At 69.1% G+C, this 15144-nt stretch carries 10 protein-coding genes; 8 read left to right on the forward strand and 2 right to left on the reverse strand.

The genetic code is table 11. The features are described 5' to 3' along the window. Positions 1-75 precede the first annotated feature (75 nt). Positions 76-1167 (forward strand): DUF475 domain-containing protein, encoded by a 1092-nt coding sequence (locus tag C5B96_RS01915; RefSeq protein WP_104242420.1) that lies wholly within the window; start codon positions 76-78, stop codon positions 1165-1167. Here C5B96_RS01915 and C5B96_RS01920 read toward each other — a convergent pair. After that, a complete protein-coding gene (locus C5B96_RS01920; RefSeq protein WP_104242422.1) occupies positions 1127-2302 on the reverse strand; it encodes an FAD-dependent oxidoreductase in 1176 nt (391 codons plus the stop codon). The genes C5B96_RS01915 and C5B96_RS01920 overlap by 41 nt on opposite strands. Further along, positions 2289-3140 (reverse strand): spermidine synthase, encoded by an 852-nt coding sequence (locus C5B96_RS01925; RefSeq protein ID WP_104242424.1) that lies wholly within the window; start codon positions 3138-3140, stop codon positions 2289-2291. The genes C5B96_RS01920 and C5B96_RS01925 overlap by 14 nt, the downstream gene beginning before the upstream one ends. 150 nt (positions 3141-3290) lie before the next feature. Here C5B96_RS01925 and C5B96_RS01930 point away from each other — a divergent pair, with 150 nt between their 5' ends. From C5B96_RS01930 to tuf, 7 genes are all read left to right on the forward strand, one after another. Continuing rightward, complete coding sequence (locus C5B96_RS01930; RefSeq protein ID WP_104242426.1) at positions 3291-6686, forward strand: MMPL family transporter; 3396 nt, start codon at positions 3291-3293, stop codon at positions 6684-6686. After that, positions 6683-8611, forward strand: a complete 1929-nt coding sequence (locus tag C5B96_RS01935) for a YhgE/Pip family protein (protein ID WP_104242428.1) — start codon at positions 6683-6685, stop codon at positions 8609-8611. The genes C5B96_RS01930 and C5B96_RS01935 overlap by 4 nt, the downstream gene beginning before the upstream one ends. 26 nt (positions 8612-8637) lie before the next feature. After that, complete coding sequence (locus C5B96_RS01940) at positions 8638-10275, forward strand: hypothetical protein (protein ID WP_104242430.1); 1638 nt, start codon at positions 8638-8640, stop codon at positions 10273-10275. A gap of 367 nt (positions 10276-10642) precedes the next feature. After that, entirely contained in the window at positions 10643-11017 is a 375-nt protein-coding gene (gene rpsL / locus C5B96_RS01945) for a 30S ribosomal protein S12 (protein WP_104242432.1), read from the forward strand. Beyond that, a complete protein-coding gene (gene rpsG, locus C5B96_RS01950) occupies positions 11017-11487 on the forward strand; it encodes a 30S ribosomal protein S7 (protein ID WP_104242435.1) in 471 nt (156 codons plus the stop codon). The genes rpsL and rpsG overlap by 1 nt, the downstream gene beginning before the upstream one ends. Positions 11488-11574: 87 nt before the next feature. Beyond that, positions 11575-13692: an elongation factor G gene (fusA, locus tag C5B96_RS01955; RefSeq protein ID WP_104242438.1), complete on the forward strand. Its 2118-nt coding sequence runs from the start codon at positions 11575-11577 to the stop codon at positions 13690-13692. A 115-nt stretch (positions 13693-13807) separates the two neighbouring features. Then, positions 13808-14998, forward strand: coding sequence for an elongation factor Tu (gene tuf / locus C5B96_RS01960; protein ID WP_104242440.1), 1191 nt, complete (start codon positions 13808-13810; stop codon positions 14996-14998). Positions 14999-15144 lie beyond the last annotated feature (146 nt).

Raw genomic sequence — 15144 nt, forward strand, 5'->3', positions numbered from 1 at the left:
CTGCGGTGAGGGGGCCCTTCGTCGTTGCTCGGGGGTTCGAGGATGCTCATAGACTTGTCAGATGACACTCGATGGATGCTCATGCTGAAGAACTTCGGATGGTCGTTCGCCATCCTGCTCGTCGGGCTCGCCCTCGGCTTTCTCTACGGCGGCCCGACCGCCCTCGTGCTGGTGCTCGTGCTGTGCGTGCTCGAGATCTCGCTGTCGTTCGACAACGCGGTGGTCAACGCCACCATTCTGGAGCGGATGAACGCCGCCTGGCAGCGCATCTTCCTGACGATCGGCGTCATCATCGCCGTGTTCGGCATGCGCCTCGTCTTCCCGTTCCTCGTCGTCGCCGTCACCGCCGGCCTCGGCCCGGTGCAGGCCGTGCAGCTGGCCTTCCAACAGGGCGACCCCGAGGTGCCGGGTACGTACGGCTTCATCCTGAACGCCGCGCACCCCGCCATCGCCGGGTTCGGCGGCATGTTCCTGCTGATGCTCTTCCTCGACTTCATGTTCGACGAACGCGACACCCTCTGGATCAAGCCGGTCGAGAAGGTGCTGCAGATCGTCGGCCGCGTTCCGAGCGCGAGCGTCATCGTCTCGATCATCGTGCTCGTGCTGGTCTCCCAGTTCGTCGCGGAGAACCCCGCGACGGTGCTGCTGAGCGGCGTGGTCGGCATCGGCTCGTTCCTGCTCGTCACCGCCCTCGGCAAGGTGTTCGAGGAGACCGCCGAGGAGGGCGGCGGCGAAGACATCGACCCCGTCAAACCGGGTCGGCAGGTCAAGGTCGTCGTCGGTCGGGCCGCGTTCTTCCTCTTCCTCTACCTCGAGGTTCTGGATGCGAGTTTCTCGTTCGACGGTGTCATCGGCGCCTTCGCGATCACGTCAGACCCCATCGTCATCGCGATCGGGCTCGGCGTCGGGGCGATGTTCATCCGTTCGCTCACGATCTTCCTGGTGCGGCAGGGCACCCTCGGCCAGTTCGTCTACCTGGAGCACGGAGCGCTCTGGGCCGTCGGCGCGCTGGCGGTCATCCTGCTCATCTCGATCCGCGCCGACATCCCCGACGTGATCACCGGCCTCGTGGGCATCGTCTTCATCGGCGCCGGTTTCCTGTCGAGCATCGTGCGCAACCGGCGCATCAGGTCGACAGAGCAGGCCGGGCAGGTGCAGGCGGGCTGAGCGCCGCCAGCACCTGGTTCGCCACGAGTCGCCCGGCCCGGTTCGCTCCGATCGTCGACGCCTGCGGCCCGTAGCCCGCGAGGAACACCCGCGGGTCACGGAGGGCCCGGCCCTCGACGGCCGCCACTCCGCCGCCCGGCTCGCGGAGCCGCAGCGGGTCGAGGTGGCCGAGTTCCGAGCGGAACCCCGTCGCCCAGATGATCACGTCGGCCGGCTCGAAACTGCCGTCAGCGAAGCGCACTCCCTGGGGTTCGACCTGCGTGAACATCGGCCGGGCGACAAGCACCCCGCGGGCGGCAGCGTCGAGATTCCGCGCGGTCGAGGGCAGTCCGGTGCCGCTGATGATGCTGGGCAGCACCGCTCCGGCCGCGGCCGCCTCGTTCTGCTGGGCGACCGCGGCGAGCCGGCCCTCGATGCTCGCGCTGGCCTCGGGCGGCTCGTCGCCCTCGAACGAGACGGGCCGGCGCGTCACCCAGGTGGTGGATGCCGCGATCCCCTCCAGCTCGAGCACGAAGCCCACGGCCGAGGTTCCACCGCCCACCACGATGACGCGCTGGCCGGCGAATTCCCTGGCCGCGCGGTACTCCGGGGTGCTGAGCTGGCGGCCGTGGAAAGTGTCGATGCCCGGCACCCAGGGGCGGATGGGGGCTCCCCACGTTCCGGTCGCGTTCACGAGCACGTCGGTGCTGACACTGCTGCGGAGCGCACCATCCTGCAGGTACCGAACGTCGAGTCGGCCGTCGGCCCGGTCTCGAACGCCCGTCACGGCCACCGGGCGGAACACGTGCAGCCCGAAGTGCCGCTCGTAGGCGGCGTAGTACTCACCGACCACGTCCCGCGCGGCGCGCGTCTGGTCGGCGGTGTCGAAGCTCAGCCCGAGCTCGCGCATGCCGGGCAGGTCGTTCACCCGATGCGCGGTGCCGAGGCGCAGCGACTCCCAGCGGAACTGCCACGCCCCGCCGGTGGAGGGGGAGCGGTCGAGCACGACCAGATCCTCACCGGGCACTAGGCCGTGGCGTGCCAGATGGTAGGCGACAGAGAGGCCGGCCTGCCCTGCCCCCACGACGACCACGCGGGCGCGTGGAGGGATGGCGGCGCGGGCGTCGGCGGCCTCGCGAGCGTCAGCCACGGGCATCCTGAACCGGTGCATCGCCGAGCGACGCTCCCTGAGGCGGCGCATCGTGCACCGCACTCGCATGACCGATGAACTCCGCCAGCCGCGAGGGCCCGACCAGCCCGCTCGGATGCGGGCCTGCCGTCAGCAGGGCCGCCTGCAGCCCGGCGAGCGCCGAGCCGTTCGACCCGAACAGCACCGCGTTGCCCTCGTCGAGCTGCTCCGTCAGCCCGAGGGCGCCGGCCACCAGAACGGTCTCGAACACCTCTGCCAGCGTGGCGGCGGCCGCCCGGGCGACGGGCAGCCCGGAGTCGTCGGCGACGTTCACGGCGACCACCCCGCCGGGCGCCAGGAGGGCGGCGACCGAGCGGTGGAACTCGACACTCGTCAGGTGCGCCGGCGTCGTCGAGCCGAGGTACACGTCGGCGACCACGAGGTCGAAGGGGCCGGCTCCGGATGCCGTTGCCAACCCAGCGCGGGCGTCATCGACCACCACCCGCACGTCTGCACCGGCCGGCAGCGGCAGCACCTCGATCACGTAGTCGAGCAGCTCGGCCTCGTACTCGACGACCACCTGCGGCGAACCCGCACGCGTCACCGCGACGTAGCGCGCCAGCGTCAGCGCCCCACCGCCGAGGTGCAGCACGCGGAGCGGAGCGCCTGCCGGCCCCAGCAGATCCACCAGGTTGGCCACACGTCGCAGGTAGTCGAAGCGCAGCGACCGGGGGTCGTCGACGAACACGTGCGACTGCTGCTCGCCGCCGATGTAGAGCGTGTAGCCGGGCCCACCGAGGGTGTCGCGGCGCAGTTCTGCCGTCAGCCCGCTGCGGGCGAGTCGGCGGGGGCGCGGGGCATCCATCGCGTCTCAGCCTATCCGTGCAGCGCAACGCGCTAAGTGGGTTTTGCCCCCCACTTCGGCGTGCGTTATCTTGAGCGAGGAGCACCTCGACTTCTGCTGTGTCATCGCCCGCATGACCGACTCGGTGTGTCGCCTGTTTCGGGGGAAGAGATGGCCATTCTGCTCTATCGCATCGGGGCTTTCTCCGCGCGCCGGCACTTCGTCATGATCGGCGTCTGGCTGCTCATCGTCGTCGCTGCGGTGGTCGGGTCGCGGGTGTTCGCGGGCGTCGAATCGCAGTCCGTCGAGATTCCGAACACGCAGTCGCAGACGGCGATCGACATGCTGAACAGCCGCTTCCCCGCAGCGAACGGTGCAGGGTCGAAGGTGATCTACATCGCGCCCGAGGGGCAGAGCATCCGCGACTTCCAGCCGCAGATCAGCGCCGCGGCGACCCAGCTCAAGACTCTGCAGAAGGTCGCCGCGGTCACCGACCCCTTCAGCACCTCCGGCAACGCCGACCAGAACGCGGCAGCCGCCCAGCAGATCGCCCCCGACAACTCGATGGCCTATGTGTCGGTGAACTACTCCGTGCCGGCCACCGAGCTGACGCAGACGGATGCCGAAGCGATCCAGACCGACGGCAACACGGCGGCGACGGGTGGGCTGAGCGTGGCCTACGCGGGCGTCGCCCCGCCCGACGGCGCCGACAACAGCCAGGAGGCCATCGGCGTGCTCGTCGCCCTGGTCATCCTCGCCATCACGATCGGCTCGCTGCTGGCCGCGGGGATGCCGCTGGTCACCGCTCTCGCCGGCGTGCTGATCACGGGGTCCTCCATCACGATCATCGCCGACTTCACCACGATCTCGGCCACGGCCCCCATCCTCTCGTCGATGCTCGGGCTCGCCGTCGGCATCGACTACTCCCTCTTCATCGTCTCGAGGCACCGCTCCCAGCTCGTGGCGGGCATCCCGCCCCGCGAGTCGATCGCGATCGCGGCCTCCACCGCGGGCAGCGCCGTCGTGTTCGCCGGAATCACCGTGATCATCGCGCTGATCGGGCTGTCGGTGGTCGGCATTCCCTTCCTGTCGGTGATGGGCGTGAGCGCGGCCTGCGGCGTGGTGCTCGCGATGGCGGTGTCGCTGACCTTCCTCCCGGCCCTGCTCGGCCTGCTGAACACGAAGCTCATCCCGAAGCCGAACTCGCGCGCGGCACGGCGGGAGCATGAGCTGGCCAACCCCGAGCACGCCACGAAGCCGACGCTCGGCCGCCGCTGGGTCACGCTGGTGACCTGGAAACCGCTCATCACGGTCATCCTGATCCCGCTCGCTCTCGCGGTGGTGGCCCTGCCGGCCTTCGGGCTGAAGCTCACGGTGCCCGACGCGGGGTACGACGCCCCCGGCTCCCAGGCCCGGGTCGCCTACGACACGCTCGCGAAGGGGTTCGGCCCGGGGTTCAACGGCCCGCTGCTCGTGACCGCCGACATCAGCGCGGTGCAGGCGACCGACCTGCAGAAGGCACTCGATGCTCTCGGGGCCCAGTTCACGGGCATCCCCGATGTCGCCGCGGTCAGCGCCGTCATTCCCAACCAGGCCCTCGACATGGCGATCGTCTCGGTGACGCCGTCGAGCGCACCCGACTCCGACGCGACGAAGGCGCTGGTGCAGACCATCCGAGACGGGGCCGCCGGGTTCCAGGCGGCGAACGGCTTCACCTACATGGTGACCGGGCAGACGGCCGTGGCGATCGACATCTCGGGCGTGCTCGGAGCGGCACTGCTGCCGTTCGCGCTCGTCGTCGTGGGGCTCTGTCTCGTGCTGCTGATGATCGTCTTCCGCTCGCTGGCGGTGCCGATCACCGCGACCCTCGGCTTTCTGCTCTCTGTCGGCGCCTCGCTCGGCGTGGTCGCCCTCATCTTCAACGAAGGTCACCTGGCCGACCTGCTCGGCGTGCAGAAGGTGGGGCCGGTGATCAGCTTCATGCCGATCCTGGTCATCGCCGTGCTGTTCGGGCTCGCCATGGACTACCAGGTCTTCCTCGTCTCGCGCATGCGGGAGGACTACTCGCGCACCGGCAGGGCAAAGGAGGCGGTCGCCGACGGCTTCAGCGCCGCCGCCCGCGTGGTCACGGCGGCCGCGCTCATCATGTTCAGCGTGTTCGCCTCGTTCTTCCCCGGCGCATCGGCGGCCGTGCAGCCGCTCGCGGGGGCGTTGGCGATCGGCGTGCTGATCGATGCGTTCCTCGTGCGCATGACCCTCATCCCGGCCATCATGACGATGCTCGGCGACGCGGCATGGTACCTGCCGGCCTGGCTCGGGCGGCTGCTGCCGAACGTCGACATCGAGGGTGAGAAGGTGCACGAGCTGATCGCGGCGCGCGACTGGCGGCCGGGTGGAGCGGGCGGTTCGCCGGCGGGCGATGCGGGTGATGCGGCTCCGGATGCCGGTGGGCCGGTGCGCGGGGTGACTCCGGATGCCGGCGGTGCTGTGCTCGAGTCGGCTCCGGATGCCGGAACCGCGGTCGCGGGCGGCTCGGCCGCTGAAGCTGCTGCCGTCGATCCCGAGGGCCTCCCTCCCGTCACGCGCGCCGCTGTCGGAGCGGAGAAGCGCGCGCTCGCGAAAGCCCGCAGGGCGGACGCACGTCGTGAGCTGAAGGCTGCCCGTGCCGCTCAGCTCGCGCCCCCTGCCGTCATTCCGCCGATCGGCGCGGCGATCGCGGCCGGCGACCTCGCGCTGCCCGGGCTCGCTCCGTTCGACCTCGACGTCGCGCCCGGCGCCCTCCTGCTCGTGCACGAGCCGGCCGGAGCAGACTCCGACCTCGCCCCCGACGTGGCTGCCGCGATGGTGCTGGCCGCCGTGACGGCGCGCATCCCGCGGTTCGAGGGACACCTCAGCGTCTTCGGGCACCCGCAGCCGTTCGAACGCTCGGCCGTGCGCCGCGCGGCCCGGCTCGTGCTCCCCGCCGGTGCGGGAGCAGGGGCAGGGGCCGGGGCGGGGGCTGCAGCCGCCGAGTCGGCGCTCACGGTGGGGGAGTACCTCCTCGGCGAGGTGCGGCTCGACGCCCGTCGCGGTCGCCGGCACGAGCAGCTCGACGCCGTCGCCCGACACCTCCGTGTTCTCGAGGCAGTGGTGGCCGCGCACGCGAACGCCGCTCACGCAAACGCTGCGTTGCGCGACGGTGCTGCGGGGGCCGGCGCCGAGCCGACGGGCGCATCCACCCCGCTCGCTGCCCTCGGACTGCCCGCACGCTGGTGCATCGACGTAGCGCTGGCGCTCGCCTCCTCCGCCGAGCTGGTGGCGGTCGATGCGCGCCACCTCGATCCGGCGCTCGCCGCCGAGCTCGTGCGGGCCGTGGACACCGAGGCGCGCAGCACCGTCACGCTCGTTGTCGCGATGCCCAACGCAGCGATGCCCGCCGCCGCGGCATCCACCCGTTCCGTCGACCTGCTCACAGCCCCGCGCTCCAGCCGGGCCGCCCGGCCGTTCGCGTTCGCCTCGCTGCGGCCGGTGACCGAACTGCAGCTCGTCTCCACGACCACCCTCACCGAACGGGAAGCCCTCGTATGAGCATGCTGTCGACACTGTTGAAGTCCGCCGACCGTGCACCACGATCATCCGGAGCCCGCATCGTCGCGCTCGTGCTCGCCGTCGCCACTCCGCTGCTCGTCGCCGGGGTCGCCGTGCTCGCGCTGCAGAACGCCCCCACCGGTTCGAGCGGCACGCCCGACCTCCCCGCGGCCGTCGTGAACCTCGACACACCGATCACCGCAACCATCGGCGGAACGGCCACGCCGGTTGCGGCGGGCAAGCTGCTCACCAGCCAGCTGGTCGGCGGGCAGGCCGGCTCGGGCTTCAGCTGGACCATCACCGACGCCGACGATGCGCGGTCGGGCCTCGAGTCGGGGGCGTATTCGGCTGTCGTCACGATTCCGAGCAACTTCTCGGCGCTCTACGTGTCGATCTCGAGCGATGGGGCGACCCCGACCGCCGCTCCGCTTCAGGTGGAGACCAACGGGGGGCAGAGCTACGTCGCCGACCTGCTCGCGTCGGCGCTGGCCACGAACGTGCACGATGTGCTCGCGACGAGCCTCACCCAGGGCTACGTCACGGGCCTGCTCGGCGGGCTGACGAGCATCCACGACCAGCTGACCACGGTCGCCGGCAAGGCGGGAGAACTGGCCACCGGTGCCGGCCAGGTGAGCCAGCTCGGTGCCGGGGTCGCCTCGGGAGTCGACCAGGTCGACACGAACATGCAGAAGCTGAGCGGCGGCCTCGCCGAAGCCGCGTCGAGCACGGCGAAGCTGCCGGAGCTCACCAAGGGTCTGAACGACCTCGCCGTCGCCTCGCGCGACGGCAGCGGCCTGATCACCGCCGGGCTGAAGGACACGGCGTCGAAGCAGAAGGACATCGAGACGAAGCAGGCGGCGCTGAACGCCAGCATCTCGAAGCTCTCCACCGACCTGCCGACGCTCAGCCCGGCCGAGGTGCAGGCCCGGCTCGCCGACATCCAGAAGGCGTCAGACGACATCGCCCTGTCGAGTCTCGGCATCGGTGTGGCTCTGGATGTCGGAACCGTCGCCTCGGGTGCGCTCACCGAGGGCACGACCCTCGTCGCCAAGGGCACGACCGGCCTCGCCGACTCGACGCCCGCCCTCGCCACCGGCCTCTCAGACGCCGCGGGCGGCGCTGCCCAGCTCGCCACGGGCACGACGGACCTGAACGGCTACGCGTCCCAGCTGGCCCAGGGCACGACGGGCATCGCGACGGGTGTCACGCAGCTCTCGACGGGGCTCACCAGCGCCGCGGGAAAGATCCCGAGCTACACCGCCGACCAGCAGAAGACGCTCTCGGCCGTTGCCACGAACCCCGTCGTCACGACCGTCTCCGACACGCAGGCCCTGCCCACCGCGCAGGTCGCGACCGCCTCGGTGATGGTTCCGGTGGGGCTCTGGATCGGGGCCTTCGCGCTGTACCTGCTGCTCACACCGTTCACCGTGCAGGCACTCGCCTCGTCGGCGTCGGGCGGCCGCGTCCTGCGCCAGTCGCTGCTTCCCGCGCTCGCGCTCGCGGTCGTGCAGGCGCTGGTGGTCATCGTGGGGCTGCAGCTGATCGGCCTGGGGTCGGCGAACCCCCTCGGCGGCGCGCTCTTCATTCTGGGGCTGTCGGTGGCGTTCGTGGCCATGCACCAGGGGCTGGTCGCGCTCTTCGGGCGGATCGGCCGGCTGATCTCGCTCACGTTCCTGGTGCTGCAGGTGGCAGCGGCCGGGGTGCTGGTGCCCGCCGCCCTCAGCCCGGACTGGTTCCAGACCGTCTCGTCGTTCCTGCCGGTCTCGGCCGGGGTACGGGGGATGCAGGCACTGCTGACGGGGTCCGGATCCGCCGGCGCGCTGGTCGGGGGAGCCGTCATCGTTCTCCTTGTCGTCGCCGGTCTCGGAATCGCGTTCACCCTGATCGCCATTTCGAGGCGGCGCAGCGTGACCTCCCTCAGTTGAGGGTTGCCCATTGTTAGAGTGTGCCCATGAGCACTGACGACCGCCCCTTCGACGACACTCCGACCGAAGAGGCGGGCGGCACGCCGCCCACGCCGCCGGAGGGTGGGGCGGCCGGGGCTGACCAGTCTGGGCCTGAGGGGTCTGGGCCTGAGGGGTCTGGGCCTGTCGATTCTGGGCTTGACGGATCTGGGCCGGCCGACGCCGGTTACGCGGGCGAGCCGTCTGCCGACGGTGCCTACGCCGATGCGCAGTATCCCGGCGATGCGGATGTCGCGGCTGCGGATGCCGCCGACGCGGCCCCCGTCACGCACGATGCGCCGTTCTCGGATGCTGGCTCTGCCCCTGTCGCACACGACGCGGCGGTGGCCGACGACGCGCACTCCGTGGATGCGGCCGACATGGGCTCTGCCTCCGTCGCTTCCGACGCGCCCTTCTCGGATGCGGCCGACGCTGGCGCCGCCTCTGTCGCGCCCGATACTGCCTACTCGGATTCGGCCCAGGCCGACCCCACCGTTCCGGCGCCCGAACCCGTGCCCGAACCCGTGCCCGGCTGGGAGCAGCCCTCCGCGCCGCACGACTCCGCCTCCGGTGCACCGGTCGCCGAGCCCCTCGCGCCCGCCGCCGAGGTGTTCGACGCCCCGACGGCTCCCGAAGCCGCCGCCACTCCCGAGCTCGCGCCGCGCTGGCAGACCCCCGCCGATGCTGCTGCGCCGGCTACCGCTGCGCCCGCCGCCGCCGCTGCTGCGCCCGCCGAACGCGCCGTGACGGACGCGCCGGCGACGCCGGCCGACACCGGTACCGTCGCGTACCCCGCCGCCGCCTTCAACCCGCCACCCGCCGCGTTCGTCGCCCCCGGGCAGCCCTCGCCGGAGTCCCGCTCCGAGCATGACGCTCAGCGCGGCGGCTCGGCTGCCGGCGTCGGAGCCACCGCCGCCTCAGCCGCCGCGCTCGCCGCCGTGGCCGGGTCTGTGGCTGCCGGGTCTGTGGCCGTCGGATCCGCTGCTGCGGGCTCTGCGGCTGCAGGCGCCGCCGCACCCGCCGCCGCCCACCCTGCCACGGACCAGAAGCCCGCCGCGCCCGGCGCCGTGTATCCCGGCCCGAGCACGGGGCAGCCCGGCGCGATCGCTGTGCCGATCATCCACGAGCCCAAGAAACGCAGCAACCGCGGTTTCGGCATTCTCGTCTCGCTGCTGGCCACCCTCGTCTTCGCCGTGGTCTACGCGGCGGTCGGCGGCGTCATCCTGGCCTTCTCGGTGCCGGCGAGCCGCCTGTTCTCGGTGGTCGGCCAGTTCGCGGCCAGCCCCGCCTTCTACGTGCCCGTGATCTTCTTCGCGCTGGCCCTCATCCTGACCGTGGTGATCGTGAACCGGGCAGGCTGGTGGGCGTACGTGCTCGGCGGCTTCCTGATCGCGGTCATCGTCTACGGAGCCTCCATCCTCGGAGCGCTCGTCGCCGTGCAGGCGTGGACGCTGTCGGCCACCGACATCAGCAGCTTCATCCGTTCGCTCGTGATGGACCCGCTCACCCTGGCGGCGGCGCTCGTGGCGCGCGAGGTGCCGATCTGGGCCGGGGCCTGGATCGCATCGCACGGCCGCAAGCTCAAGGCGAAGAACATCGCGGCACGCGAGGAGTACGACCGCGCGGTCGCCGAGCCGACGGCCTGAAGCCTGGCTCCGGCCGGCCTCACGACGCCCTGCGCCATTTGACCGCGACCGTCACAGCGGGTAACATTTCCGGGGTGTGCGCTTTGTCGTGCTCTCGTGCCGTGCCCGCTCTGATCTCTCAGCGCAGGGCGGTTCCTGGCCAGACATGCATCATACAAAGCAGGGCTCGTTCGAACGCCAGTCTCACTGTTCCGTTCGCTCGGCCCCCACGGCATACCTACCCTCGACAGGCGCCTGAGATTCGGTTCTCGTGTGCGTGCAGGTAGGTCCAAATGAACTCGACTGACAGGGCTTCTGGCCCTGCCGCGTTCGAATGCTAATCATCAGTAGCAGCTGTCACCGTGCAGTAAACACAAGGAGTTACGTAGTGCCTACCATTCAGCAGCTGGTCCGAAAGGGCCGAACGCGCAAGGTCACGAAGACCAAAGCGCCTGCTCTCAAGTCCAACCCGCAGCAGCGTGGCGTGTGCACCCGTGTGTACACCACCACCCCGAAGAAGCCGAACTCGGCTCTCCGCAAGGTCGCCCGCGTCAAGCTCTCCAACGGCACCGAGGTCACCGCCTACATTCCCGGTGAGGGCCACAACCTGCAGGAGCACTCGATGGTGCTCGTGCGCGGCGGTCGTGTGAAAGACCTCCCCGGCGTGCGTTACAAGATCGTCCGCGGCGCCCTCGACACCCAGGCTGTCAAGAACCGCAAGCAGGCTCGCAGCCGGTACGGCGCGAAGATGGAGAAGAAGTAATGCCTCGTAAAGGTCCCGCTCCCAAGCGCCCCGTCGTCGCAGACCCCGTCTACGGCGCACCGATCGTCAGCCAGCTCGTCAACAAGATCCTCCTCGACGGCAAGAAGGGCCTTGCCGAGCGCATCGTCTACGACGCACTCGAGGGCGTTGCGAATAAAAACGGCGCCGACGCTGTTGTAACACTCAAGAAGGCGCTCGACAACGTGCGCCCGACCATCGAGGTCAAGAGCCGCCGCGTCGGTGGCTCGACCTACCAGGTTCCCGTCGAGGTCAAGCCTCACCGTGCGAACACGCTGGCACTGCGTTGGCTCACCACCTACGCGAAGGGCCGTCGTGAGAAGACGATGACCGAGCGCCTCACCAACGAGATCCTCGACGCATCGAACGGTCTCGGCGCGGCAGTCAAGCGCCGTGAAGACACCCACAAGATGGCCGAGTCGAACAAGGCCTTCGCGCACTACCGCTGGTAAGCCGCAGGCTCCCAGCATGATGGCGTGGATGCTCGTACCGGGCATCCACGCCACCCACACCCGCAGCAATCCAATCGGAGGAAATCCGTGGCACAGGACGTGCTTACCGACCTGAACAAGGTCCGCAACATCGGCATCATGGCCCACATCGATGCCGGCAAGACCACCACAACCGAGCGCATCCTGTTCTACACGGGCATCACTCACAAGATCGGTGAAGTCCACGATGGCGCAGCCACCATGGACTGGATGGCGCAGGAGCAGGAACGCGGCATCACGATCACGTCGGCTGCCACCACGTGCTTCTGGAACAACAACCAGATCAACATCATCGACACCCCCGGTCACGTCGACTTCACGGTCGAGGTGGAGCGTTCGCTCCGCGTGCTCGACGGTGCCGTCGCCGTCTTCGACGGCAAGGAGGGCGTCGAGCCCCAGTCGGAGACCGTCTGGCGCCAGGCCGACAAGTACGACGTGCCCCGCATCTGCTTCGTCAACAAGATGGACAAGCTGGGCGCTGACTTCTACTTCACCGTCGACACCATCGTCAAGCGCCTCGGCGCCCGCCCGCTGGTCATCCAGCTCCCGATCGGTGCGGAGTCCTCCTTCGAGGGCGTCGTCGACCTCGTCGAGATGCGCGCGCTGACCTGGCGTGGAGACGCCAAGGGTGACGTGGCGATGGGTGCCAAGTACGAGATCGAGGAGATCCCGGCCGACCTCGCCGAGCAGGCAGCGGAGTACCGCGAGAAGCTCATCGAGGTCGTCGCAGAGACCAGCGACGAGCTGCTCGAGCGCTACCTCTCCGGTGACGTCGACTTCTCGGTCGCCGAGATCAAGGCGGCGATCCGCAAGCTCACCGTCAGCAGCGAGATCTACCCGGTTCTCTGCGGTTCCGCGTTCAAGAACCGCGGCGTGCAGCCGATGCTCGATGCTGTCGTCGACTACCTGCCCAGCCCGCTCGACGTTCCGAACGTCGAGGGCCACGACGTGCGCGACGAGGAGATCGTCATCTCCCGCGGCGCGAACTCGACCGACCCGTTCGCCGCTCTGGCGTTCAAGGTGGCCGTGCACCCGTTCTTCGGGCGTCTGACCTACATCCGCGTCTACTCGGGTCACGTCGACTCGGGTGCGTCGATCATCAATGCGACCAAGGGCAAGAAGGAGCGCATCGGGAAGATCTTCCAGATGCACGCCAACAAGGAGAACCCGGTCCCCTCGGTCACCGCCGGTCACATCTACGCCGTCATCGGCCTGAAGGACACCACCACCGGTGACACCCTGGCCGACCCGGCGCACCCGGTCGTGCTCGAGTCGATGACCTTCCCGGAGCCCGTGATCGAGGTCGCGATCGAGCCGAAGACGAAGGCCGACCAGGAGAAGCTGGGTCTCGCGATCCAGAAGCTGGCCGAAGAAGACCCGACCTTTCGCACCGAGCAGAACCAGGACACGGGCCAGACCGTGATCAAGGGCATGGGCGAGCTCCACCTCGACATCCTCGTCGACCGCATGCGTCGCGAGTTCAACGTCGAGGCGAACGTCGGCAAGCCCCAGGTCGCGTACCGCGAGACGATCCGTCGCACGGTCGAGAAGCACGACTACACCCACAAGAAGCAGACGGGTGGATCGGGCCAGTTCGCGAAGATCCAGATCTCGATCGAGCCGCTCGAAGTGACGGCCGACAAGATCTACGAGTTCGAGAACAAGGTGTCGGGTGGCCGCGTGCCGCGCGAGTACATCCCCTCGGTCGACCAGGGAATGCAGGCTGCCATGGGCGTCGGCGTTCTCGCCGGTTACCCGATGGTGGGCGTCAAGGGCATCCTGCTCGACGGCGCTTCGCACGATGTCGACTCCTCGGAGATGGCGTTCAAGATCGCCGGCACCATGGCGTTCAAGGAGGCGGCTCGCAAGGCGAGCCCCGTTCTCCTCGAGCCGCTGATGGCCGTCGAGGTGCGCACGCCCGAGGAGTACATGGGCGACGTCATCGGCGACCTGAACTCCCGTCGTGGCCAGATCCAGTCGATGGAAGACGCCACCGGCGTCAAGGTCATCCGTGCTAACGTCCCGCTGAGCGAAATGTTCGGTTACGTCGGCGACCTGAGGTCGAAGACCTCGGGACGCGCGGTGTACTCGATGACGTTCGACAGCTACGCGGAGGTTCCGAAGGCTGTCGCCGACGAGATCATCCAGAAGAACAAGGGCGAGTAACACCCTCGCTTCCCGGCCCTCCCGGGCCTAGTAATATATGTAAACAACACCCCGCCGTGCAGCCGGTCGACACTCTCGATCGGCTGCCCAGCATGAAAGTCCTGAGGAGGACCCAGTGGCCAAGGCCAAGTTCGAGCGGACTAAGCCGCACGTAAACATCGGAACGATCGGTCACGTTGACCACGGAAAGACCACGCTCACCGCGGCGATTTCCAAGGTGCTGGCCGACAAGTACCCGGCGTTCAACAAGACCTTCAACTTCGACCAGATCGACTCTGCTCCTGAAGAGAAGCAGCGTGGTATCACGATCAACATCTCGCACATCGAGTACGAGACCGAGAAGCGCCACTACGCGCACGTCGACGCCCCGGGTCACGCTGACTACATCAAGAACATGATCACCGGTGCCGCCCAGATGGACGGCGCGATCCTCGTCGTCGCGGCCACTGACGGCCCGATGGCCCAGACCCGTGAGCACGTTCTGCTCGCCCGCCAGGTCGGCGTCCCCTACCTGCTGGTCGCGCTGAACAAGTCCGACGCGGTCGACGACGAAGAGATCCTGGAGCTCGTCGAGCTCGAGGTTCGCGAGCTCCTCTCGAGCCAGAACTTCGACGGCGACAACGCTCCGGTCATCCGCGTCTCGGCGCTGAAGGCCCTCGAGGGTGACCCCACCTGGACCAAGTCGATCGAAGAGCTGATGGAGGCCGTGGACGAGTCGATCCCCGACCCGATCCGCGACAAGGACAAGCCGTTCCTCATGCCGATCGAAGACGTCTTCACGATCACCGGTCGTGGAACCGTCGTCACCGGCCGTGCAGAGCGCGGTACCCTCGCGATCAACTCCGAGGTCGAGATTGTCGGCATCCGCCCGACGCAGAAGACCACGGTCACCGGTATCGAGATGTTCCACAAGCAGCTTGACGAGGCATGGGCCGGCGAGAACTGTGGTCTGCTGCTCCGCGGCACCAAGCGTGAAGACGTCGAGCGCGGCCAGGTCGTCGTGAAGCCCGGTTCGGTCACCCCGCACACCGGCTTCGAGGGCACCGCCTACATCCTGTCGAAGGATGAGGGTGGCCGTCACAACCCGTTCTACACGAACTACCGCCCGCAGTTCTACTTCCGTACCACCGACGTCACCGGCGTCATCACGCTGCCCGAGGGCACCGAGATGGTCATGCCCGGCGACACCACCGACATCAGCGTTGAGCTCATCCAGCCCATCGCGATGGAGGAGGGCCTCGGCTTCGCCATCCGTGAGGGTGGCCGCACCGTCGGCGCCGGAACGGTGACCAAGGTCACCAAGTAGCACCTGTTCCTTCGGTTCGCCCTTCGGGCGACACGGAGCGCAGTACAGAAGGGCCGCACCCCCAGGGGTGCGGCCCTTCTTCCGTTAACTCCGCCCCCGCGCGCCCTGTCCATCCGCGGCCCCGCGCCGCCCGCCCCCCCGGCCCC

The sequence above is a fragment of the Subtercola sp. Z020 genome (assembly GCF_002931235.1).
GTDB lineage: Bacteria > Actinomycetota > Actinomycetes > Actinomycetales > Microbacteriaceae > Subtercola.

What these genes read in the sequence shown, in the direction of transcription:
- C5B96_RS01920 (WP_104242422.1), bottom strand. Translation starts at nt 2,302, where the DNA reads ATGCCCGTGGCTGACGCTCGCGAGGCCGCCGACGCCCGCGCCGCCATC.
- C5B96_RS01930 (WP_104242426.1), top strand. Translation starts at nt 3,291, where the DNA reads ATGGCCATTCTGCTCTATCGCATCGGGGCTTTCTCCGCGCGCCGGCAC.
- C5B96_RS01925 (WP_104242424.1), bottom strand. Translation starts at nt 3,140, where the DNA reads ATGGATGCCCCGCGCCCCCGCCGACTCGCCCGCAGCGGGCTGACGGCA.
- C5B96_RS01915 (WP_104242420.1), top strand. Translation starts at nt 76, where the DNA reads ATGCTCATGCTGAAGAACTTCGGATGGTCGTTCGCCATCCTGCTCGTC.
- C5B96_RS01935 (WP_104242428.1), top strand. Translation starts at nt 6,683, where the DNA reads ATGAGCATGCTGTCGACACTGTTGAAGTCCGCCGACCGTGCACCACGA.
- rpsG (WP_104242435.1), top strand. Translation starts at nt 11,017, where the DNA reads ATGCCTCGTAAAGGTCCCGCTCCCAAGCGCCCCGTCGTCGCAGACCCC.
- C5B96_RS01940 (WP_104242430.1), top strand. Translation starts at nt 8,638, where the DNA reads ATGAGCACTGACGACCGCCCCTTCGACGACACTCCGACCGAAGAGGCG.